Source organism: Pasteurella sp. XG20 (genome assembly GCF_018968665.1).
GTDB classification, from domain to species: Bacteria; Pseudomonadota; Gammaproteobacteria; order Enterobacterales; family Pasteurellaceae; genus Pasteurella; species Pasteurella multocida.
The window spans coordinates 1,110,570-1,132,291 of record NZ_CP076656.1; the positions used below are offsets into that span (position 1 = coordinate 1,110,570).

The 21,722-nt window shown below is 35.5% G+C and carries 31 protein-coding genes; 5 read left to right on the forward strand and 26 right to left on the reverse strand.

Features of this window, described 5'->3' with window-relative positions; all coding sequences use genetic code 11:
• Positions 1-2: 2 nt before the first annotated feature.
• The 19 genes from KPF51_RS05050 to KPF51_RS05135 form a co-directional block, all read right to left on the reverse strand.
• Positions 3-425 carry a DUF5376 domain-containing protein gene (locus tag KPF51_RS05050; RefSeq protein ID WP_061405994.1) on the reverse strand — a complete coding sequence of 141 codons (423 nt, stop codon included), beginning with the start codon at positions 423-425 and terminating at the stop codon, positions 3-5.
• Between the two features lie 138 nt (positions 426-563).
• Entirely contained in the window at positions 564-995 is a 432-nt protein-coding gene (locus KPF51_RS05055; protein WP_061405993.1) for a DUF5376 domain-containing protein, read from the reverse strand.
• Between the two features lie 8 nt (positions 996-1,003).
• Positions 1,004-1,360, reverse strand: a complete 357-nt coding sequence (locus KPF51_RS05060) for an EndoU domain-containing protein (protein ID WP_061406428.1) — start codon at positions 1,358-1,360, stop codon at positions 1,004-1,006.
• 106 nt (positions 1,361-1,466) lie between these two features.
• Positions 1,467-1,874 (reverse strand): hypothetical protein, encoded by a 408-nt coding sequence (locus KPF51_RS05065; protein WP_032851655.1) that lies wholly within the window; start codon positions 1,872-1,874, stop codon positions 1,467-1,469.
• A gap of 178 nt (positions 1,875-2,052) precedes the next feature.
• Positions 2,053-2,496, reverse strand: coding sequence for a hypothetical protein (locus KPF51_RS05070; protein WP_064661121.1), 444 nt, complete (start codon positions 2,494-2,496; stop codon positions 2,053-2,055).
• Between the two features lie 436 nt (positions 2,497-2,932).
• Positions 2,933-3,319: an Imm41 family immunity protein gene (locus KPF51_RS05075; protein ID WP_014325945.1), complete on the reverse strand. Its 387-nt coding sequence runs from the start codon at positions 3,317-3,319 to the stop codon at positions 2,933-2,935.
• Positions 3,320-3,567: 248 nt separating this feature from the next.
• Positions 3,568-4,080, reverse strand: coding sequence for an SMI1/KNR4 family protein (locus KPF51_RS05080; RefSeq protein ID WP_061405992.1), 513 nt, complete (start codon positions 4,078-4,080; stop codon positions 3,568-3,570).
• A 110-nt stretch (positions 4,081-4,190) separates the two neighbouring features.
• Positions 4,191-4,547 (reverse strand): hypothetical protein, encoded by a 357-nt coding sequence (locus KPF51_RS05085; RefSeq protein WP_231102465.1) that lies wholly within the window; start codon positions 4,545-4,547, stop codon positions 4,191-4,193.
• Between the two features lie 201 nt (positions 4,548-4,748).
• Positions 4,749-5,225, reverse strand: coding sequence for a hypothetical protein (locus KPF51_RS05090; protein ID WP_061405990.1), 477 nt, complete (start codon positions 5,223-5,225; stop codon positions 4,749-4,751).
• 261 nt (positions 5,226-5,486) lie between these two features.
• Positions 5,487-5,993 (reverse strand): contact-dependent growth inhibition system immunity protein, encoded by a 507-nt coding sequence (locus KPF51_RS05095; protein ID WP_061405989.1) that lies wholly within the window; start codon positions 5,991-5,993, stop codon positions 5,487-5,489.
• Between the two features lie 2 nt (positions 5,994-5,995).
• A complete protein-coding gene (locus KPF51_RS10885) occupies positions 5,996-6,124 on the reverse strand; it encodes a hypothetical protein (protein ID WP_324624142.1) in 129 nt (42 codons plus the stop codon).
• A gap of 52 nt (positions 6,125-6,176) precedes the next feature.
• A complete protein-coding gene (locus KPF51_RS05100) occupies positions 6,177-6,683 on the reverse strand; it encodes a contact-dependent growth inhibition system immunity protein (protein WP_061405988.1) in 507 nt (168 codons plus the stop codon).
• Between the two features lie 2 nt (positions 6,684-6,685).
• Positions 6,686-7,651 carry a hypothetical protein gene (locus tag KPF51_RS05105; protein ID WP_064661084.1) on the reverse strand — a complete coding sequence of 322 codons (966 nt, stop codon included), beginning with the start codon at positions 7,649-7,651 and terminating at the stop codon, positions 6,686-6,688.
• A 1-nt stretch (position 7,652) separates the two neighbouring features.
• Positions 7,653-7,787 (reverse strand): EndoU domain-containing protein, encoded by a 135-nt coding sequence (locus KPF51_RS05110; RefSeq protein WP_111759143.1) that lies wholly within the window; start codon positions 7,785-7,787, stop codon positions 7,653-7,655.
• A 678-nt stretch (positions 7,788-8,465) separates the two neighbouring features.
• A complete protein-coding gene (locus tag KPF51_RS05115; protein WP_061405985.1) occupies positions 8,466-8,897 on the reverse strand; it encodes a DUF5376 domain-containing protein in 432 nt (143 codons plus the stop codon).
• An 8-nt stretch (positions 8,898-8,905) separates the two neighbouring features.
• Positions 8,906-9,235: an EndoU domain-containing protein gene (locus KPF51_RS05120; protein WP_081106264.1), complete on the reverse strand. Its 330-nt coding sequence runs from the start codon at positions 9,233-9,235 to the stop codon at positions 8,906-8,908.
• A 690-nt stretch (positions 9,236-9,925) separates the two neighbouring features.
• Positions 9,926-10,291, reverse strand: a complete 366-nt coding sequence (locus KPF51_RS05125) for a hypothetical protein (protein WP_061405983.1) — start codon at positions 10,289-10,291, stop codon at positions 9,926-9,928.
• A gap of 588 nt (positions 10,292-10,879) precedes the next feature.
• Positions 10,880-11,401 (reverse strand): SMI1/KNR4 family protein, encoded by a 522-nt coding sequence (locus tag KPF51_RS05130; protein WP_061405982.1) that lies wholly within the window; start codon positions 11,399-11,401, stop codon positions 10,880-10,882.
• A 285-nt stretch (positions 11,402-11,686) separates the two neighbouring features.
• Complete coding sequence (locus tag KPF51_RS05135; RefSeq protein ID WP_005726233.1) at positions 11,687-12,661, reverse strand: oxidoreductase; 975 nt, start codon at positions 12,659-12,661, stop codon at positions 11,687-11,689.
• 56 nt (positions 12,662-12,717) lie between these two features.
• Between KPF51_RS05135 and ybaK the strand changes: the two genes are divergently transcribed.
• The gene (gene ybaK, locus KPF51_RS05140) at positions 12,718-13,194 is read left to right on the forward strand and encodes a Cys-tRNA(Pro) deacylase (protein WP_005721833.1); all 477 of its coding nucleotides are present in this window, start codon (positions 12,718-12,720) and stop codon (positions 13,192-13,194) included.
• A 68-nt stretch (positions 13,195-13,262) separates the two neighbouring features.
• Here ybaK and fabA read toward each other — a convergent pair whose 3' ends face one another.
• Together fabA and KPF51_RS05150 are read right to left on the reverse strand one after the other, a co-directional pair.
• Positions 13,263-13,793 carry a bifunctional 3-hydroxydecanoyl-ACP dehydratase/trans-2-decenoyl-ACP isomerase gene (gene fabA / locus KPF51_RS05145; protein ID WP_005721830.1) on the reverse strand — a complete coding sequence of 177 codons (531 nt, stop codon included), beginning with the start codon at positions 13,791-13,793 and terminating at the stop codon, positions 13,263-13,265.
• Positions 13,794-13,910: 117 nt separating this feature from the next.
• Positions 13,911-15,701 carry a Lon protease family protein gene (locus KPF51_RS05150; protein WP_061405981.1) on the reverse strand — a complete coding sequence of 597 codons (1,791 nt, stop codon included), beginning with the start codon at positions 15,699-15,701 and terminating at the stop codon, positions 13,911-13,913.
• Positions 15,702-15,865: 164 nt separating this feature from the next.
• On the opposite strand from KPF51_RS05150, the gene matP reads away from it, so the two are divergent.
• Complete coding sequence (gene matP / locus KPF51_RS05155; protein WP_005726229.1) at positions 15,866-16,312, forward strand: macrodomain Ter protein MatP; 447 nt, start codon at positions 15,866-15,868, stop codon at positions 16,310-16,312.
• Between the two features lie 69 nt (positions 16,313-16,381).
• On the opposite strand, the gene cspD is transcribed toward matP, so the two are convergent.
• The 4 genes from cspD to KPF51_RS05170 all read right to left on the reverse strand — a co-directional run bounded on the left by cspD (position 16,382) and on the right by KPF51_RS05170 (position 18,047).
• Positions 16,382-16,591, reverse strand: coding sequence for a cold shock domain-containing protein CspD (cspD, locus tag KPF51_RS05160; RefSeq protein WP_005753860.1), 210 nt, complete (start codon positions 16,589-16,591; stop codon positions 16,382-16,384).
• 205 nt (positions 16,592-16,796) lie between these two features.
• Positions 16,797-16,961, reverse strand: a complete 165-nt coding sequence (locus KPF51_RS10825) for a YoaH family protein (RefSeq protein ID WP_005726226.1) — start codon at positions 16,959-16,961, stop codon at positions 16,797-16,799.
• A gap of 39 nt (positions 16,962-17,000) precedes the next feature.
• Positions 17,001-17,732 carry a tRNA pseudouridine(65) synthase TruC gene (gene truC, locus KPF51_RS05165; protein ID WP_005721821.1) on the reverse strand — a complete coding sequence of 244 codons (732 nt, stop codon included), beginning with the start codon at positions 17,730-17,732 and terminating at the stop codon, positions 17,001-17,003.
• A gap of 3 nt (positions 17,733-17,735) precedes the next feature.
• Positions 17,736-18,047, reverse strand: a complete 312-nt coding sequence (locus KPF51_RS05170; RefSeq protein ID WP_005726224.1) for a YqcC family protein — start codon at positions 18,045-18,047, stop codon at positions 17,736-17,738.
• Between the two features lie 136 nt (positions 18,048-18,183).
• Here KPF51_RS05170 and KPF51_RS05175 point away from each other — a divergent pair, with 136 nt between their 5' ends.
• Genes KPF51_RS05175 through ppnN form a run of 3 tightly spaced genes read left to right on the forward strand, consistent with a single transcriptional unit; the run spans position 18,184 to position 21,228 of the window.
• A complete protein-coding gene (locus KPF51_RS05175; RefSeq protein ID WP_005726223.1) occupies positions 18,184-18,969 on the forward strand; it encodes a Zn-ribbon-containing protein in 786 nt (261 codons plus the stop codon).
• Between the two features lie 43 nt (positions 18,970-19,012).
• Positions 19,013-19,852: an NADPH-dependent 7-cyano-7-deazaguanine reductase QueF gene (gene queF, locus KPF51_RS05180; RefSeq protein WP_130562011.1), complete on the forward strand. Its 840-nt coding sequence runs from the start codon at positions 19,013-19,015 to the stop codon at positions 19,850-19,852.
• Positions 19,853-19,860: 8 nt separating this feature from the next.
• Positions 19,861-21,228, forward strand: coding sequence for a nucleotide 5'-monophosphate nucleosidase PpnN (ppnN, locus tag KPF51_RS05185; RefSeq protein ID WP_005753854.1), 1,368 nt, complete (start codon positions 19,861-19,863; stop codon positions 21,226-21,228).
• Positions 21,229-21,298: 70 nt separating this feature from the next.
• Here ppnN and KPF51_RS05190 read toward each other — a convergent pair whose 3' ends face one another.
• Positions 21,299-21,721, reverse strand: coding sequence for a universal stress protein (locus KPF51_RS05190; protein WP_005721812.1), 423 nt, complete (start codon positions 21,719-21,721; stop codon positions 21,299-21,301).
• Between the last annotated feature and the right edge of the window lies 1 nt (position 21,722).

Consider the following 21,722-nt stretch of genomic DNA (forward strand, 5'->3'; position numbering starts at 1 on the left):
TATCAATATGCGTCCTTAGTATCGATAATTTCTTGGTAATTTATATCAGTAATAGGTCTTTGGTAAAAAGCGATCCATTTTTCCAGTAAATAGGCAAATTCTTTACGGGGGATGAAACGGGGATCGGTATCTCTTTCGTCAACATCATCAGGGATGTCCTCTTCTTCCATATCATCTAACAGATAGAACCCCACTTTTATTTGATCATGCTCTATCAAGGCATCAAATGCCTGAGAACTAATCCAATCCCGAGTAATCGTTGGGTCTCGAAGCTTCTCTAATACTTCACTCATCCAGCTTAACCAGTTTAACGTGCTAAGATAATCAGTAATCACCCCATCATTTTCCTCGTTATCACTTTCATAAACACCACAGGTTTGATAGATACCACCCTGAAATTCCCAATATCTAAAACGTACTTTCATTTTATACCTCATTGCTCTATTGTTGGATAACCTGTTGAAACATTATTATTTTTATCAAAATGTTATATCACTTCAACACCTGATTTTATTATTCTTTTATCACCTTGCCTAAGGTGGAATGTCCACCCACAATCACGGTCATAAATACGCCTCCTTAGTGTCAATAATTTCTTGGTAATTTATATCAGTAATGGGTCTGTGGTAAAAATCCAGCCATTTTTCCAGTAAATAGGCAAATTCTTTACGGGGGATGAAACGGGGATCGGTATCTCTTTCGTCAACATCATCAGGGATGTCCTCTTCTTCCATATCATCTAACAGATAGAAACCCACTTTTATTTGATCATGCTCTATCAAGGCTTCAAATGCCTGTGAATCAATCCATTCCCGAGTAATCGTTGGATCTTTGACTGCTGCTAAAACTTTAAACCCACGATCTGCATAAGAACCTGGAATAGTACTAAGATAATCAGTAATCACCCCATCATTTTCCCGATTATCACTTTCATAAACACCACAGGTTTTATAGATACCACCCTGAAATTCGTAATACGCAAAAATTACTTTCATTTTATACCTCATTGTTTTTCTGTTGGATAAACTGTTGATAAATAACCGTCTTTATTAATAACCCATTCTACTTTCACCCCTGATTTTGTTGTCCCTTCCCACTTGTTCTTAGTATCTGCTACTCTAGACCTGTTCCTAAACGCATGCTCCAACTCCACTTTCAACCTATCCTCTGTCCATGTTCTTGGAAACATCGTGGATACACCTTTATTTCCCCTTTTCTCCAAAAATTTCGGTGCATCAGGATCAGTTTTGGCTTTCGGATTAGGGATCAACACCCTCGCTTCATAAACCCCATTTGGGTATTCCTTAATCACCTTATCTACGATTACATTGCCTAAGGTGGTGTGTCTTAACGCTCCCATGTAAAAAATGGTCAATTTTTCAAAGTAAAACGTTTTCAAAATTGACCGCACTTTAATACTTAAATTAAATCTGATTAGAAAATACACTTATCATTGCCTTCCTTTGCTACTCCAAACAATAAGTCATCTTTTTCTCATAATCTATTCTAAATTCTGGTTTTTCTGCGATCAAAAAACCACTTTCTCCTTGACAAAAAAGATGAAGACTCGGTTTTGATGTTTTATTTTTTGAATCAAATCCCATCTCTTTAATTTTTTCTAAAATCTTAATGCGGTTTTCTATATCTGAATAATGAGGAAAAAAAACAGTCAAAATAAACCCATCCATTATCCGCCCCCCCGATTGTTTATACTCACCCTCCATATGAGTAATTTCTGTCGTTAAAGTGCGATAAATACGCCTTGTTTCTGCTTCTATGGCGAATTGTTTTTTAGCTGGTCCACCAAGAAACACATACCCATTACCTAATATAATCAAGACAATAAGTAGGATTTTAAAACGAGTTATTTCCATTATTCACCACCTAATGTTCCTATTTTAAATGTTTTTTCTTGATTTATGCTCCCTCTACTAACGTCAATCCTGAGAGCCATTTCTCTATCAAATCTCCCACAGCTGGATCTCGCCTTTGACAAGTGCTTTAATCAAACCGCACTTGTGTGAACACGAGAGCGTTCCCAATCCTAAATTATTAAATAAAAATGCTAATCTGGGATAATTCATTAGATTCATTAAATTCGAAATGAATATTTCTTCCATTATAAGAATATCTTACCCAGCCACTACCTTTAAAATTTGGCTCCCCTAAAAACCTTATAATATCCTCTATTGAGAATCCGTGTTTAAGATCACATATTAATTCATGAATAAATGGGCATGGAAAATAATTATCAACCTCTGCCAAGAAAAAGAAAACCGAATATAAGACATACTCTTCATCTATTCTTTTAAAACAAAATTCAACACCCCTCTTATAAAACAAATAATATATCTCGTATTCATCTTTATGACTTAGTTCATCCACTTCAAAATCTGAAGAAACTATTTCTACTAATTTTAAAATATCTTTACTACTTTCGTTTTTACCTAATGCCGATATAAACGAGTTAATATTTCCCTCTAAATATTTTATCATTCTGTTATTCCTAATATTTTATTTATTCCTACTACCTTTTATTATATGTTACATTTTCACTTAATGGTTTATTTTTTGGCATTCATACCTTTTACCATATTTATATATAAAATAATGAAACATAGCACAATAAAAATAAAGGTAGTAAAAAAACGCCTCCTTAAAATAAAATTTTAAAACAAATACATCATAATAAAAAACATATAATGATATTGAAAATCCTAACCAAGAAATATAAAATTTATTTTTTATCACTTTGATTCCCCATTGAATATTTAGTCTTTTCTTGCATATCAACAATACTATCCTTAACTTTTTATAATCACCAAGACACTCTGCCTACAGCTAGCACTCGTGTGGACTCAAGCACGATCTCAAAGAAAAAATACAAGCGAGACTTTTATTATTTCTACAAATTAGCTTACTTTTAATTTTTCTATTCGTTATAAAATACATCATCATTCTTTTCTGTATATGAAAAGCCATCTAGTCTAACATCTTTATTATTGAAAAGTATTGAAATTATATATTTAAATCGTTCATATCTATCATAAATATCAACACTTTCTGAATTAGATATTATAAAACTATTCCAGTTAGGTATCATTAATAATTCAATGATACGCATAACCCCTATTAAAATATCTGGAAAAACTTCATTAGTAGTTCTATACATTTGAGCAATTTTCAGTAAATCTTTCTCTAATTTCCAATATTCTTTATCATTCCATTCCGAGTAATCAAGCCATCTTCCTATGAATGAGTTTTCATCATATTCTTCAAAAAAAGTTATATTTCTATAAAAGTCCAATAGTTCATTCATGATTAGTCCCTCACCGCTAGCGCTCGTCTTTGACGAGTACTTCAATCAAACCACACGCCAGTTAACACAAGCAGGATATAAATTGCCTACATCATATCCATGATACAAAAACGGTCAATTTCTCAAAACAAAACTTTTTTGAAATTGACCGCACTTTAGAGTTGATAAATAAAGCCCCTCGCTACCAAAAGAAATCTTATATTCGTTCAGATAGTATCTCCGTCCCTATTAGAGATCAATGAAAGACATTACGAATACTTCTCCAGCATTTCATCAAATGATTTCAAACCATTTAAAAATGCTTCAAAATTTTCTGCCACAGGAAATAATAAACGCTTGCCTGTTTTTTCATCATATTCATCATGAATCACAAGACAAATTTTAGGTTCACTGCCTTTTGGATCATCACGGTAATCAAAACAAACAAAGTCGCCACATCCACTGCGACCAAAAGAATACACATGTTCATAACCATATATTTCATCATCATAAAGATATTGTGCAAAAATATTTTCTGGCGGTTCATATTTATTACTTTCCGTTTCAAATCCCTCAAAGCCAAAGGAAGAATATTCGTCTTCATTTCTATATGAATCATAATAATCAAAATAAGATTGTATAATACCTGGTGCATTATGCTTAGTGATTAATTCAATATACAATTTTGGTAATTTAATGCCAAACGTTCCCTCAAAGTCTGAAATAATTTCTTGGGAAACCATGCCATAATCATCATAAATATCTAAATTTCTAAACTTCATTTAACCTTCCTATACTTAAAGAACCTTCGACACAACTAGCGCTCGTCTTTAACGAGTGCTTTAATAAAATCGCACTCGTTAAAGACGAGCGCGATCTCAGAGGTTAGAAGCTAATTGACATTTGATATATTTAATCGAGCGACAAATACATCTACCATTTTATTATCTAAGTACCCATAATCATATAAGTCATCTATTGGAAAGAAAATCAGAGAGTCTATACCACCTTTTTCAATATTTAAAACACCTGTTATTTTATATTGATATCCTGATATTCTTTTTATACCTACTTTCTTTTCATTAGATATAAAGATATCAAATTCATCATACAGCTCTATATCTAGAAACATCTCATCCCCTATATCACCGAATAGACCCGCATTAGCAAAACAGAGCAAATCAACATTATTTATTCTTACAACAATATCACTCTCGTTATTTTCTTTTATAATGCATTTATAAATCATAAAAACTACTCCCCAAAACCTAGCTCTCATCTCTGACGAGTACTTTAATCAAACAATGTATCTTTTAAAAAAGCAATATATCAATTACTTACATCACATCCATCGTACAAAAACGGTCAATTTTTCAAAGTAAAACTTTTTTAAAATTGACCGCACTTTAGGAATAATAAGAACAATATTTCTAATATTCTAGCAATAATATCAATTAATAAACTCTACGAGTATAGCCTGTGCAATATTATTTATTTCATAAAGTTCAAATACACTTTCCCCATCTCTTACTTTATGAAAAGTAAAAGTAGAAAACCTACCCACATCATCATTTTGAAAGGTAATTATGACTACACACTTAATATCTGGATATATCTTCATCCATTTTCTCTTAAACTCACCTAAAAACAAAATAGATTGACATAAAATATTATTACTCACATAATCGTCGATATGGAATCTATTTATAGATAGTTCATAACCTGATAAATCTAAGAATTGTCTAGAAACATCATTTAAATCAACTGTAGAAATGTTATTTTCTATTTTTTGGAACTTAAAAAATAGACATCCATCAACATTAACAAAATCCAATAAATCTAGCAAATCACTGGATATCACACTTCTTTTAATATTATTCTTTTCTTTATTTATCTCATTTTCCATAAGTTGGTTAATATAGATCATTTATCTCCTCAACAAATACTCAAAACATTTACTCACACCCTTCCTTATCTTAAAATAATTTAATAAATCCGGAATATTTTCTAGGTGCTTACTTACCATTATGAATTTTTCTATACAAAATTTATCATATATATTTATACATAATTAACACTATGAAAATTAGATTATCCTTCAGGAAATATTTTATCTTTATTCATTTCTAATTCTAATACATCAATAATCTATGTATAAAAGAGTGTTATTAAAACGATATCCAATTTGTTATTTTTTCTTATAAATACTCGTACAATATTTAAACCCTTCCATCACGACTTTTCCTAATTCTTCATCAGATATATCTATTGGATGTTCAAATTTAACCCACTTTCCTTTTTCATCTTTTATAGCCGTATAGCCATTAAGAGAATCCTGATGCAAAGGAGTTATTATAACTTTCTTATCTAGAATACTCACAGACAAAAAGTCCATATTTTTATAAATTTCTTTTCTATTCTTATATAAAAACTCTTCTTTTATTCTTTTTTCCATAGATTGTAAAAATTCCTTTGGCTTATCGGATGAAATTATTAAATTAAATTCATTAAATTCAATTTTTCTACTTTTTAATAAATTTTCTTTTATATCCTTCCCTAAAGAAGAGTAGGTTATATTTGGTGGTAGTAGATTAATTACCTGCTCAGGATCTAATACACTAATCAGCCCCTCTAATAAATAATTAATTAAAATAAATTTATCTGTTTTTCTTATTATAACGCTATGTACAATCATTATTATTTAACCTCTTTTACTATAATTTTAACACCTTGCGATTTTGCATAGTCAATTGACCTATTTATCGCTTCCCATTGCGATTTAGTTGTTGAGTGAGGTATTGCTAAATACATCTCTTTACTCTTAATTTGCTCCTTTCTTTAAGGATAAAAGTGCCTCAATAGAGCTATATCCAATTTCTTATTTTTTCTTATAAATACTCGTAGAATATTCAAATGCATCCATCACCGCTTTCCCCAGTTCTTCATCGGATAAATCAATTGGATATGTAAATTCAATTGCTTTACCATAGCGATCTCGAGCAGTACCAAATGTGCCTAATCCATCTTGATGAGATGGGGTTATATATAGAATATTATTATTTATACTGACACTTAAGAACAGAGTATCTTTACAGATCTGTCTATAATTTTTATATCCATATATTCTCATAACATCTTTATTTAAATTTTCCTGAAAAGAAGAAAATAGATCATCATTATTCCAATAATACTCAAATTCTTTTCCAGATATCTCCCTGCTATTTTCCAACTCCAAATAAATAGCTTCACCTAATTTCTTTAGACTGGTAGTTGTATCTAAAAAAACAGGAGACTTATTTATATTAGTCATACTTACTCTTCCTATTAAATAGCTTTGAATGGAAATATATTTACTAGTTTTTTCTACAATCACATCTTTCTTCATTATTACTTAACCTCTTTTAAGATAATTCTCACACCTCGTGATTTAGCATAATCCATAGATTTATTAATTGCTTGTATTTGCTCTATTGAAGTACCATACGGAATGGCTAAATACATCTCTTTATTAGATATATCTCTCTCAGTAATACGTTTTCCACCTTTCTTACCATCCCCAGTGAAATTAACCATATCATCCACATACTTATTTAATTGATAAGTAATACGTTTCGGATTTTGATAGATTTTTGAACCAACAGTATCCATGGTTTTTGCACTAATCGCCGTACCATCTGGCAGCAATCTATCAAATGTTTTAAAGTTAGGTTTTATATCATTAAGATCAATCGTTCCCTTTGGTAAAATTTTCTGTAAATATTCCTCCCAAGCTTTACCTTGTTTTTCAATACCTTTTCCCCACTCTATCTTGACTTCTTTATTTAATAAAACCCCTTCCTTGATTGCTAATTTACCAACATTTCTTATACCTGAATGGATTAATCCAGAAACACTAGAAAAAGCACCAATTGCGATTATTTCATTGGATAAATATACCTTCATACGAATTAAATCAGCTTCATCTCGGTAGCCCGCTGCTTCTAATTCATCCGCTTGTTTTAATTCTATTCGGGTAGTTTCTGATATAGTATCAATTGGTGACAATGCCGCTTTCTTTATTTCATTCCCAATTTGCCTTAATTGAGCTTTAGCTGTTTCATCACCTTTCAATGCATCTATTGTGATTCGGGTTAATGTTACTGCATTTTCAACAGGTTCATGAGTAGAAATGTCCAATAAGGCTTGCTTAGCCAGATGTTCCATTCTTCGACTTTGAGCTTCACCATATAACTCCTCCACCTCTTTAAAATCAGAATATACAACAGAGTCATAGTGGTTCTGAGGCTTATAATCTTTAAAACTTTTATGTGCTTCCGATAGTGTAACCAACTCTTTTGCACAGGTTGGGGTCATTTTATATCCACATCGCGGGAAACATTAGCATTTCGCCGTTGTTGGTTTTGGCAATATATTGATTGGTATCGCTATCCCATACGGAAATTTGTGCAATATACACGCCATTTTTATAGGTTTTTAATACTCGGTCCACCCGAATATTGCCTAAGGTGGTGTGCCTTCACTCTCTCATGTAAAAAACGGTCAATGTTTCAAAGATAAAACTTTTTCAAAATTGACCGAGCTTTTGAGATAAATAAAATCTCAGAAAATCATACTATTAGATGGTAGTAGATAATATTTTATTTCTATTATATTTTCTCTTAATCATTTCTTTTTTGGCATTCAAACTTTTTACCATATTTATATATAAATTGGTGAGAAGTTAAGTATCTATTTTTAATAGAATATAACTACTTAGCGTCAAAATCTAAAAAAGGAAAAAGAACACCAGATAAAATGGATACAATAACCACTATTAAAAAATCATAGCGATCTATAACAAAAGGTAAAATATCCCTCATATCGCCCCCCCAAAAAAAGACCATAAATGATAAGATAAATACTCTTCAAAAAGATTAAAAAAAACATCACTAAGGTGGAAAACAAAAAATAATATATAAAAGAAGCTATATATCTAGAAAATTTATTTCTTCTCATCTTTTTTCCTCTAAAATTAAATCATAAATATCATCTAATTGTCTTTTTATATTCTATTTTTCCATAAATGCCCCTGTGTTCTCTTTCCCCCCACTGCTAGCACTCGTTTAGATATATCTAGGCTTTTCTCAAAAAATATTGCCTAAGGTGGAATGTCCACCCACAATCACGGTCATAAATACGCCTCCTTGGTGTCAATAATTTCTTGGTAATTCATATCAGTAATGGGTCTGTGGTAAAAATCCAGCCATTTTTCCAGTAAATAGGCAAATTCTTTACGGGGGATGAAACGGGGATCGGTATCTCTTTCGTCAACATCATCAGGGATGTCCTCTTCTTCCATATCATCTAACAGATAGAAACCCACTTTTATTTGATCATGCTCTATCAAGGCTTCAAATGCCTGTGAATCAATCCATTCCCGAGTAATCGTTGGATCTTTGACTGCTGCTAAAACTTTAAACCCACAATCTGCATAAGAACCTGGAATAGTACTAAGATAATCAGTAATCACCCCATCATTTTCCTCGTTATCACTTTCATAAACACCACAGGTTTTATGTATACTACCCTGAAATTCCCAATATCTAAAACGTACTTTCATTTTATACCTCATTGCTCTATTGTTGGATAAACTGTTGATAAATAACCCTCTTTATTAATAGTCCATTCTACTTTCACCCCTGATTTTGTTGTGCCTGACCACTTGTTCTTAGTATCTGGTACTCTAGACCTGTTCCTAAACGCATGCTCCAACTCCACTTTCAACCTATCCTCTGTCCATGTTCTTGGAAACATCATAGAAGCACTGTCTTGATTTTTTCCCCTTTTCTCCAAAAACTTCGGGGCGGTAGGATCGGTTTGGGCTTTCGGGTTAGAGATCAACACCCTCGCTTCATAAACCCCATTTGGGTATTCCTTAATCACCTTATCCACAATCACATTGCCTAAGGTGGTATGCCTTTACTCTCTCATGTAAAAAAACGGTCAATTTTTCAAAGTAAAACGTTTTCAAAATTGACCGCGCTTTAGAAATGAATAAGGAAAAGCTAAAGCTTGCACTATTAAGAGAAAAAATAAATTGTTATATATCAGGAAGAGAAGCGATTAACTTATGAATATAACCCATATCTAATTCAATTTTGGATACAGTACCCTGAAAATAAAACACTAAAATATCTTTCTCTTTTCCTATAAAACACTCTATACCTACATTCGTAACGGAATTAATTATTTTAAATAATCAATGCCCAATCCTCCATCATCATTTAGAAAAACGCCAATTGATGTTTTTTATTTACACAAATAGTTGCCTCTAACCTTTTGTTATCTATAAATTTAGATTTTTCCCATAAAAATGTCACTTTCATATTTTACTCCTTCATAAGCGGATAAACTGTTACAGTTGGTTCTAAGAAACCTTTAACATTTACACCACTAAGCGTTGTTCCAATCCAAATTTCTCGTCCTTTATCCATAATTATTTTTTTGTTTTATATGCTTCATTTACTTCAACCTTAATTCGAGCTGCTGACTAAGAGTCTGGAAACATTGTAGCTCTCTTGCTCAAGAGTTTTCCTGTATTAGGATCTTTAAAGCCAATTTTAGCTTTATAAACGCCCAATGAATCATTCATTTAATCTCTCTATTATTTAGCACTAAATTTAGATCATAAAGAAAGTCTTCTTTTTCTTCTTTTCCCAAATCTTTTAATAAGTGATTTAAATCATGTTCTGACAATATTTTCTGTATATTATCTAACAAAAAAATATGAACATCTTTAAATCGTCCTGCATTGCAAATAATCTCAACAGTAAAAAGCATTAATTTTTCAATTGTAGAATCATAAGCGTTTTCCCAGTCGTAATTTGCACCAGACCATTCAAGACTTGGCTCAACCTCTCTATGGACTTCACCATGATAGAACTTTCTTTTACACCAGTCATAACCACTTTCTAAATAATAAGCTTTAATATTTTTATATGATTCTCTATCCATATTACTCTCCTCTTCTATTTGGATTTAATATTTTCTCATTCTCATTACTTATAATATTTAATTTAACATTAGGATATCTTTGTTCAAACTGTTTAATCACACCTAAACAACTTACACATGCTTGGCCGTCGCCTCTATCGCCCCCCAAATCGCATGAGCAAGGGTGTTCGCAATTTTGTCAGTTTCCCCTTTGTCATTGGTCATTGGTCGTTGCCTCTTTAATCCATTGATTCACTTCCGGTGAAATCAGCTGGGTCGCAATGCCCCCTGCCGTTTGCTTAGCCAGTATCCCCGTCAATAATGTCGTCAGCCTCTCCGCTGTCCGTTTATATTCCCCTTTATCTCCCCCACTTCGCTTGCGCTTCTTCTGCCGCGAAAAGAGCGGTTTGTTTTTGTGTAATTTCAGCCTGATTCCCTGTTTACTTTACCATCAGAGAGTACACACGTCTTAGTCTATATCCTCAACTTACTTCCATAAAAAAAGGCGACCAATTCGTCAAAGCCCAAAACTTTTTCAAAATTGACCGCACTTAAAATGTTAGTTGTAAATAATGCTTAAAAAATACAACACATTATTTAAACAAATACCTATTCATAACCATTCGGATAGCGTTCATCAAAATCGTAAAGCATATCTAAAAATGCCTCAAAATTTTCCGCCACAGGAAATAATAAATGCTTACCTGTTTCTTCATCATATTCATCATGAATCACTATACAAATTTTGGGTTCATCACCTTTTGGATCATCCCGGTAATCAAAACAGATAAAATGTCCCTCTCCTGTACTACCAAAAGAATACACATGCTCATAACCATAGATTGGATCATCATAAATATATTGTCGACGAATATCTTGGGGATCTGGATTTAGCTCTGTTTCAAAACTATCAAAACCAATTCCAACTATTCCCTCCTCGTTGTTACTATCATAATAGCTAATATAACTTGGTTCTACAGATACACTATTATGTTTTGACATCAATTCTATATACAATTGAGGAAACCTAATATTAAAAATACGTTCAACATCTTTAATAATTTTAAGATCAACCTCGCCACTATCATATAATATTTCTAAGTTTCTGAATTTTATATTATCGTTCTTCACTCAAAATCCCCTCCTCGATATGTTGGATTACGTCATGAATATTTCTAGGTATTGATTGCGTATTATTAAGTACAGTTTATGCATTATGGCGCCAACTAAAACTATCAATAGGTTTATTGCCTCGATTAATAACATTCAGTTGCTTTTGTATAAATTGATTCTTATCAATGACTCCGCTATTCATTCACTGTCTTTCAAACGAATGTTTTAACAAAAACGCACTCGTCAAAAACGAGTGCGCTCTCAAAGTTCAAGATAAAAATATCGTGCAAAAACACATTTAAATTAATAACCTTGCGAGTAAATTAACTCTGCAAGCGTAACACTCAATAAAGCAAGATTAAAGCGCTGTTCATCTGCAACCGACCAAAATTGTAGACCATTTTCCACCGCACTTAACCCACTTATATGTAATTTTGCTGCTTGCTCTTCTGCCATTTCCTGTTCGCCATTCGTCACTGGGGTGCAATATTTTTCTGCATGATAAGTCATCAACGGATTGTCAGCCCAGCTCGCTAAGCAAGATTGAGGATCTAATGCATAATCCGATAATACGCTCACCATTTGTCCCATCCCGTAGAAAACGGGCACTTGGATAGAATGAAATACGACATTATCTAATTGTGGAAAGATCTTGTGAATTTGTGTATTTAAATGCGATGCGGGCGTAGGGAAAACATCAAAAGCTAAACGTTGTTCACCTTCATCAAGTGGAATGCCATTTAACAATCGCGCTGTTTGTCCCGCTAATTTACTTACCGTTTCTCCGTTAGTATAAGATGCAGGCAATAACGAGGTTACGGCAATGTCTTTGATTTCGTGATTTGACATCAACGGGACGATGGCTAATGCAAGTTGTGTCACTTGTGGATCGGCTAAGGACACAATATTACGCTGACGTAAATCCACCAATTTTTCCTGATTTACTCCCGGTATCACCACAGGGACGTCTTGCAAGCTGGCACAAATCCCTTTCATATCAATCACCACGCAGCCCATTTCTGCGGCTTTCGCGAGATGAGCGACTTGCTGAATATCGCCAGCAAAGAAAAGATAATGGATTGATGACCATTCCACCTCTTCTGGTTTAAGTTGTACCACACTTTTATTATGAAAACGTATCCCTTGTTCTTCATTGAAAGGATAAATTTCAACAATTGATAATTGACTAATATTTAATTGACTTTGTTCTAGTGTTTCAGCAATTTTCTCGCTTAATTCGAATTCTGCCGCAATAGCGACATTTAAGGTTGCGTTCATTTTTCTCTCCGCAGTAAAATAATGGGCTCATTTTACTGGAACAAGAAGAAAAGACAATGACACCAGCAATTGATTTACTGAAAAAACATAAGATTGCCTTTGTGCTACATCATTATGATCATGATCCAAATAACACCCATTTTGGTGATGAGGCTGTGGAGAAATTAGGGATTGATCCCAACCAGTCGTTTAAAACACTGTTAGTAGCAGAAAATGGTGATCAGAAAAAATTAGCCTGTTTTGTGTTACCGACTGCGAATATGCTGAATTTAAAGAAAGCCGCAAAAGCGATCGCTGTGAAAAAAGTGGAAATGGCAGATAAAGAATTTGCCCAGAAAAGTACCGGTTATTTAGTCGGTGGAATCAGCCCATTAGGACAAAAGCGTGTCTTAAAAACCGTGATTGCTCAGTCTGCGCTAGCCTTTGAACATATTTTTGTTTCTGGTGGAAAACGAGGCTTGAGTGTGGAATTAGCACCGCAAGACTTAGCCAAACTGCTCAATGCTGAATTTGCGGATATTGTGGACGAATAAGCCTGAAAAAAGATTACCAGCCTAATAAGCTGGTAATTTTGTTATTTCTATTTAAGTCGATAAAATCACTAGAACGCGCTCGTATCTTGAAATAGCCCGACTTTGAGGTCTGTTGCGGTATAAATCACGCGACCATCCACTTCCACTTCACCATCCGCCATGCCCATCACAAGTTTACGATTAATAACACGTTTCATGTGAATACGATATACCACTTTTTTCGCGCTTGGCAAAATTTGTCCTGTGAACTTCACTTCGCCTACCCCTAGCGCTCTACCTTTGCCTTTGCCGCCAATCCAACCGAGATAAAAACCAACCAGTTGCCACATAGCGTCCAAACCTAAGCACCCCGGCATCACAGGATCGCCTATAAAGTGACAGCCAAAAAACGGTAAATCCGGCTTAATATCGAGTTCTGCTTCGATATAACCTTTATTAAATTGCCCACCAGTTTCGTTCATTTCGACAATGCGATCCATCATCAGCATGGTTGGTGCTGGCAGTTGCGGCCCGTCTTCGCCAAATAATTCGCCACGACCCGATGCGAGTAAATCTTCGTAGCTGTAGCTACTCTTTTTATTTGGTGTACAACTGTTCATTATTTTAAACTCTCCTCAGTTTTAGGATATACAAGCAAATTCTGCTTGTCGGCATTCTAACAGAGTCGAGTAAAAATAAAAATAGCTAACACTTGTAAGCTTAACTTATCGGAGCAGTTATCGTTTACGCAGCAACCAATCCCAAACACTCGTTTTATACAATTGCTGCTCTGCCCGTTGTTCTATTCGTATTGCGATCAAGCGAGAAAGCGGCAAGTCCACTTCGCTGTAAACTTTTCCCGTTTCCTCAACCAAATCCCGTTGAAATAAAATATGACAAGCTTGATACACATCTTCAACAGGATAAATAAAGAACTGTCCAGCCTTCACAGCATTGACGACTTCTTCACTTAAACTCAGTTGATGAATCACCGTGCTCGGTACCATCACGCCTTGCTGTCCAGTTAAACCACGACGTGCGCAGATAGAGAAGAATCCTTCAATTTTGGCATTCACGCCCCCTACTGAATGGACTAGCCCGAATTGATCGATCGCTCCTGTAATAGCGATAGATTGGGGTAATGGATAATCCGCTAATGCACTGGCTAAAACACAAAAACTTGCTAAAGATGCGCTATCGCCATCAATTTCGCCATAGGATTGCTCAAAGACCAAAGAAGCAGAAAAAGGCAATTGAGAAGGGAAACCCAAAGTATGTGCTAAACAGGCTTGTGCAATCATAATACTTTTGCCGTGAATATTGCCCGCCAATTCACTTTTACGTTCAACATCCACCACCTCACCATCCCCAAATTGGACAATACAACTAATACGAGAAGGCTCACCAAATGCCATTGGTGTACCGGGATATTCAATTACGGAAAGCCCATTAATTTGCCCTACGATATCCCCTTCGGTGGCAACATACACTTGTTCATGCAAAATATCCGAATAGGTATGTTCTTTTAAAAAGCTTTGTTGCATTTCTTTCTGTTGAAAAAATTGCTCAAAATCCACCGCACTTAACAACGCATTGGTGTCTTTTTGTTTTAAAATCGCGCTACCTGATAAAATGGCTTTTAATTTCAATGGAGAGATAGAAACAAATGCGCGATCTTCGCTTTCACGCACTAAGAGTTGATAAAGCTTGTTCAGACCGTCTAAGGTTAATTGGGGTAATTGGTGATAGCTCGCCATTGATTGCACATATTCTGCCCATTTCATGCGTTGTTCAGCACTTTCAATAGCATAATAGCTTTCAATTTCAGAATAATCTGCCAGATCATACAAATCTGCATCCAATTCTGCCAATGTCGCTAATTCTTCTCGGTTACCGAGTAAAATCACTTTTAATGACAAAGGATAACTTGGAATATCACAAGGTAAAGCTTTAAATGGATGTGCGGAATACCAATCAAAACGCTGTGTTAAAAGCAGTTGTTTTAAACGAATCCACAAATCAAATTGGTTGATAAGGGAACCAACACCTAAAATTAACACTCCCCCATTGAGTTGATGCACTAAGCCGGGATTTAACTGAATTTCTTGCGAACTCGGATGAATACGTATTGATCCCAGTAATTGAAATTGGTCAACGTATAACGCACTCGCAACCTTTCTTTTGGCGGCAAAATTATCATTCTGATTTTGTGCAACTTCCATAAAAATGCGTGGAAATGAAAAAGAGTCACCTTGCTCAACAAGGTATTGCACACCATGTATTTTGTCGTCATGTTGTTGCTGACTGGCGACAAACTGTTCCAGTAAATGCGCATATTCCCCTTGCTCATCAGCTTTTAACACGCATAGGTGGCGATGAGGATTGTGTAAAAATTGATTCACAGCAGCACTTGCTCGCTGCTGCAAAGCAAAGAAATCTAATGATGAATGGGGTAATTCAGTTAATTGAAGTTCTGGACGTAGTTCTTGCCAGGAAAGGGCTTTTTCAGCTAAAAAAGATGGATTCACACGTATTCTCTTCGTTATTTTAAGTGGTTTTAAACCGTTTAATTTATTCGCTCGGCATTATCTCACATTTCCCTGAATAGTAAAAATCTGCTAGAAAAAATGCCTAAAACAGAGTATATTGACGGAGTTACCACGTCACGAATAAGCCAAAGTGAGAGCATACCATGAAATATCAAAAACTTGAGAATCAAGAAGCGCATTGGAAATGGTTGTATTTAATCAAAAAGCACCGTGAAGGTGAAAACATTACACGCTATGAAGAACGCAGTTTAAGTGAAGACAAGGTAAAACAACTCCTCTCTCAGCAAAATCAGCCCCAAGCAATTGAGACCTGGATCAAAGCCCACCTATCGCCTCACTTGATGATCAAACTTGATCAAGCGATTCGTGCACGTCGTAAACGTTTCTTTAATGGTGAAAAACAATCCACCAAGAAAAAATCCATTGACTTAGAATATGCTGTCTGGCTTAGACTTTCACGTTATTCACGTAAAATGAAAATGACGCTTTCTGAAACCATTACTTACATGATCGATGAACGAGAAAGCAAAGCCCAATATGAACACCAAATTTCTGCCATGAAAGCAGGGCTCAAAGACTTATTAAAATGAACCGAGAAAAAAAGACAAGGTTACATCCTTGTCTTTTTTGTTACGATGACTAAATGTTAAGAGAAAACCTTATTCAACGATTGGAATAATTTTCGTCGCATGTGATCCTTTATCGCCATGTACGACTTCAAATTGTACTTTTTGACCCGCTTTTAATGAACGGTAGCCTTCCATTTCGATGACTGAGTAATGCGCAAAAATATCTGCGTCTGTTCCTTCTGCAGAAATGAATCCAAATCCTTTCGCGTTATTGAACCATTTAACTACACCAACTTCCATAATTAAAACCTCTAATCGTCTAACGACTTTAACTATTTTTATTTTAATAAGACAAGATTGTCTTACCACCCAAATTTTATTCAGGGTAATCTTCTAGGAATTTTCTCTTTTTGGCAATTAAAAATAGTTTAAAATCAAACCGAGATCACAAAATTTTTGCATTTTGGAAACGTTTTCTCAATTCGCCTCACTTAATCATAACGAGTTAAGAATGTGTATTATTTAATTTTTGTTGTTTTTGTCGTAATTCTTGTGCCACAAATGCAATGGCTTCTCCTGAACTCATCCCCTCAGCCATGAGCTGTTGTATTTTCTCAACTGCCTCTTGTTGTTGCTCATGCGTTAAACCTAATAGTGCATTATCTAACATTTCATTTCACCTAGAAAAAACAAATTCAGTTACCCATACTTAATGTATGGAATTTAAATCCCAATCAAAAATATTAATCAAATCGAGCCATTGTTGATCGACACCCGCACAGATCGTGATCTGTTGCTGTGTTATCGGGTGTGTAAAGATCAATCGTTCTGCATGTAACATTAAACGTTGCACGCCCGTATGAGTGGTTAATGCACGATTTTGGTGTAAATCACCATATTGTGTATCTCCCAAAATAGGGTGAAAAAGGTGTTTCATGTGACGACGCAGCTGATGTTTTCGCCCCGTATGCGGAATTAAACGCACAAGCGAATAACGCGTTGTTGGGTACTTTTTCACACAATACGGCATTTCAACTTTAGCTAACCCAAGATAATCTGTCACCGCTTCTTGTGGCGCCTTGTCATCTTGGGCAAACTTATCCGCAATTTTGTCTAATTGAACTTTCAGTGGATAATCAATCCGCCCCTCACCGACTAAATATCCTCGAACAATCGCTAAATAACTTTTTTGCACTTGCTTATTTTCAAACTGAAGACACAATAAATTTGCCACTTCGCTACTTAATGCGAAAAGTAAAACACCTGAAGTCGGTCGATCTAAACGGTGAATAGGATAAACATGCTGCCCTATTTGATCGCGTAATGTTTGCATGACAAATTGTGTTTCATGTCGATCTAACCAACTACGATGGACTAACATACCTGCTGGTTTATTTACAGCAATCAAATATGGATCTTGATATAAAATCTCTAATGTCATGACTTATTTCTGCAGCAATTTTTCAATTTCGCTGATCGGACTTAATAAATCAGCCAATCCATCCATTTCTTTCAGCGCCTCCTCAAGATAAGGCGTAATTGAGATTTTATTTGGCAATCCTGCCTCACTTTCGATTAATGCATACATACGAGGAATAAAGATCCATTGTAACCATTCTGTTGGGCTCATGGTGTCTAGCGCAAAAGGTTGTTCACTTAAAAAAGCGCTTTCTGGTGGTGGTGTCATTTGCCATAAACCTAATGACTGCATATTCAACTGTAGCTGTTGTAAATGCATTTTTGTTTGTTGATACATGTGCATTCCTTCCTTTAAAAATGAGCCGCTATTTTAGGGGATTTTCCTCTTTTAAGCCAATCACGTAAAAAAATAGGCGGCAATTTTACAAAAATTGATTAAAATGAATCACTTTTTATGATTATCCTATGCCACTATGTACCTTATCGAAGCATTTTTTCGCTATACCCCAGCAGATGATGTCACACAAGATCCCGTTTATTTGCTCAATCAACTCATTGATCAATGGCGCTATAACGGACAGATTATTGGGCGTGAAATTCCGTTATATATTGCCAATCTAGAAGAGCAACAGGGCTTGGCTATCCGCTTGATCTGTCCTGAACAGCAAAGCTTATTGCCGGAATACAATAATCAAACAGTAGAAAATGCACTTACTCACGCAACCAAGTGCGGTCTCTTTTTCGATAGTTTTCAAGTGATTGCCGACGATCTCAACGCGGATCAAACCAGTCAACACGAAAAAGTGAGTTGGCAGGTATTATATACCACCCACTTACAATCTTGCTCACCACTGCATAGCGGTGAAGATATGTGCCCAATCCCGTTGTATCGTGTTTTAAAAGACATTCCGCATCTGAGTATGGATGTGATTAAATGGCAAGAGAATTGGCAGGCGTGTGATCAACTGCAAATGAATGGCAGTATATTAGAACAATATGCTTTAGCAGAGATTTCAGAACCTAAGAGTACCTTATCAAAACACGGACGCTATTTGGTCAACGAAATCGAACGGCATACCGGTATCCCGACTTACTATTATTTATACCGTATTGGTGGCAACAGCTTAGCGCAAGAACAACAACGTTGTTGTCCGCAATGTCAGAAAAAATGGCAATTAGCCCAACCACTTTTTGACTTGTTTTATTTTAAATGTGATGATTGTCGCCTTGTTTCCAATTTATCATGGCATTGGCAATGAATTAAATGATGAGCGCTCAATTATTCGTATGAAGGAAGGTAAGATGCAGTATCAACACGATAGCTTAGACAAACTCAAACTGGGTCAACAAACACAATATGCTTCAAATTATGACCGCACTTTATTACAACCCGTCCCACGTCACTTAAATCGGGATACACTCGGCATCACGCATACACAGCCCTTTCATTTTGGTGCCGATATTTGGACGGCTTATGAAATTTCTTGGCTAAACTTAAATGGGCTCCCACAAGTCGCCATTGCTGATGTCGTGATTGATTTCCAGAGTGAAAACTTAATCGAATCAAAAAGCTTTAAATTGTATTTAAACAGTTTCAACCAAAGCAAATTTGCCACATTCGAGGAAGTACAGCAGCATTTAACGCAAGATCTCAGCAATTGTGCTAAAGGGAAAGTCAGCGTCAAATTGCACCCGTTGTCAAAGTATTGTCATGAACCCATTGTAGAATTAGCCGGTGAATGTATCGATCAACAAGACATTGAAATTAACGACTATCAGTTTAATCCCGAGATCTTAACAAATTGCACTCATGATCAAATGGTGAAAGAATCACTCGTCAGTCATCTACTGAAATCCAACTGTTTAATCACCAATCAACCGGATTGGGGCACGCTCCAGATTCGTTATGAAGGCAAACAAATTGATCGTGAGAAACTATTACGTTACATTATTTCTTTCCGTCAACATAATGAATTTCATGAACAATGCGTTGAACGGATTTTTTGTGATCTCATGCAATTTGCTAAACCAGACAAGCTCACTGTTTATGCACGTTATACTCGACGAGGGGGATTAGATATCAATCCTTTCCGTTCTAACTTTGAAGCGGTTCCAGACAATCAGCGTTTGGCTCGTCAATAGGAGAAATTATGGATAAAAATATTTATTATGTGAATCCACGCGGAAGCATGGATCAGCTCTCTCATTTAGAGGTCGAGCTACTCACCAAAAAAGCCAAAAGTCAACTTTATACCCTTTATCGTAATTGTTCACTGGCGGTCTTAAACTCTGGTGCCGTGACGGATGATAGCCGTGCATTGCTCAATAAATACCCTGATTTTGATATTCATCTGGTAGCAAGAGAACGTGGTGTTTCCCTTGAGCTACATAATCCTCCCAAAGAAGCATTTGTTGATGATCGCATTATTCGCAGTATTCAATATCATTTGTTTGCTGTACTGCGTGACATTTTATTTGTCAATGTGATGAGCCAACGTTTAAACCCTGACAATATTCAAGACAGTAAACACATCACAAATTTGGTGTTTGCTATCTTGCGTAACGCTAAAGCCTTACCGATTGGTGAACATCCAAATCTTGTCGTGTGTTGGGGAGGGCATTCGATTAATCAAGTAGAATATCAATATTGTCGTGCGGTAGGCACTGAGCTGGGTCATCGTGAACTGAATATTATTACTGGTTGTGGACCGGGTGTCATGGAAGCCCCGATGAAAGGGGCGGCAATTGGTCATGCGAACCAACGCTATAAGCATAGCCGATTTATCGGGATTACGGAGCCATCAATTATTGCTTCCGAGCCACCTAATCCGATCGTTAATGAATTAATTATTATGCCTGATATTGAAAAACGTCTTGAAGCATTCGTGCGTATGGGACATGGCATTGTGATTTTCCCAGGGGGACCGGGTACTTTTGAGGAATTACTTTATATTCTTGGCATCAAATTAGCAGAAGAAAATAAAGGCAAAACATTACCTTTAATTTTAACAGGTCCAAAAGAAAGTGCGGATTATTTCGCGACGATTGACCGCTTTATTGGTGATACATTAGGTAAAGAAGCTCAAGCATTATATGACATCATTATCGATGACCCTGTAAAAGTGGCAAGAAAAATGAGCCAAACGATGCATGACGTCAAAATGGAACGCTATCAAACCGGCGATGCTTATGGCTTTAATTGGTCACTGAAAATTCCAACGGATTTCCAACAACCATTTATTCCTACCCATGAAAATATGGCAAATCTTGATCTCCACCGTAATCAATCTACACTGGGTCTGATCGCCAATTTACGCCGTGCCTTCTCAGGTATCGTGGCAGGCAATATCAAACCAGAAACACAAGATGCGATTGAAGAATACGGGGTATTTAAATTACATGGGGATGCAGAACTCTTGGATAAAATCGATCAGGTTTTACAAGATTTTATTGTTCAACATCGCATGAAATTACCTGACGGAAATGATTATGTGCCTTGCTATGAATTAGTCAAATAGTAAAAAAAGACCGTACTTTTGAGAAAAAAATAGCTTGTTTTTCAACAAGCTATTTTCTTTTGAGGGTTCGTTAGCGTAAGATCAACACCGGTTTGTCACTATAACGCGCTACTTTGACAGTATTCGAGCTCAATCCTTCTTTATTATCACGTACTGCCATCATAATAATCAGATCAATATTTTTCTCTTTCGCAATCCGAATAATTTCTTCATAAACAGGACCGTGCGCCAAAATATGTTGGACTTTCGCCCCTTCAGGAAAATGCTTTTTAGTAAACGCGTGTAAGGCTTTATTGGCTTCACTCAGAACATCTTGATCGAAGTTTTTCGGCAAAAAAGAGGACACAAAACTGCTACCAAAAGGTGGCACCACACTCATCACACGATACACCGTATCAGGATTATTTTGTGTCATTTCTAGGGCGGTTTTCACCGCCTTTTCTGCATCTTCTAAATGACCTAAATCCGCAGTAATTAAAATTTTCTTAAACATA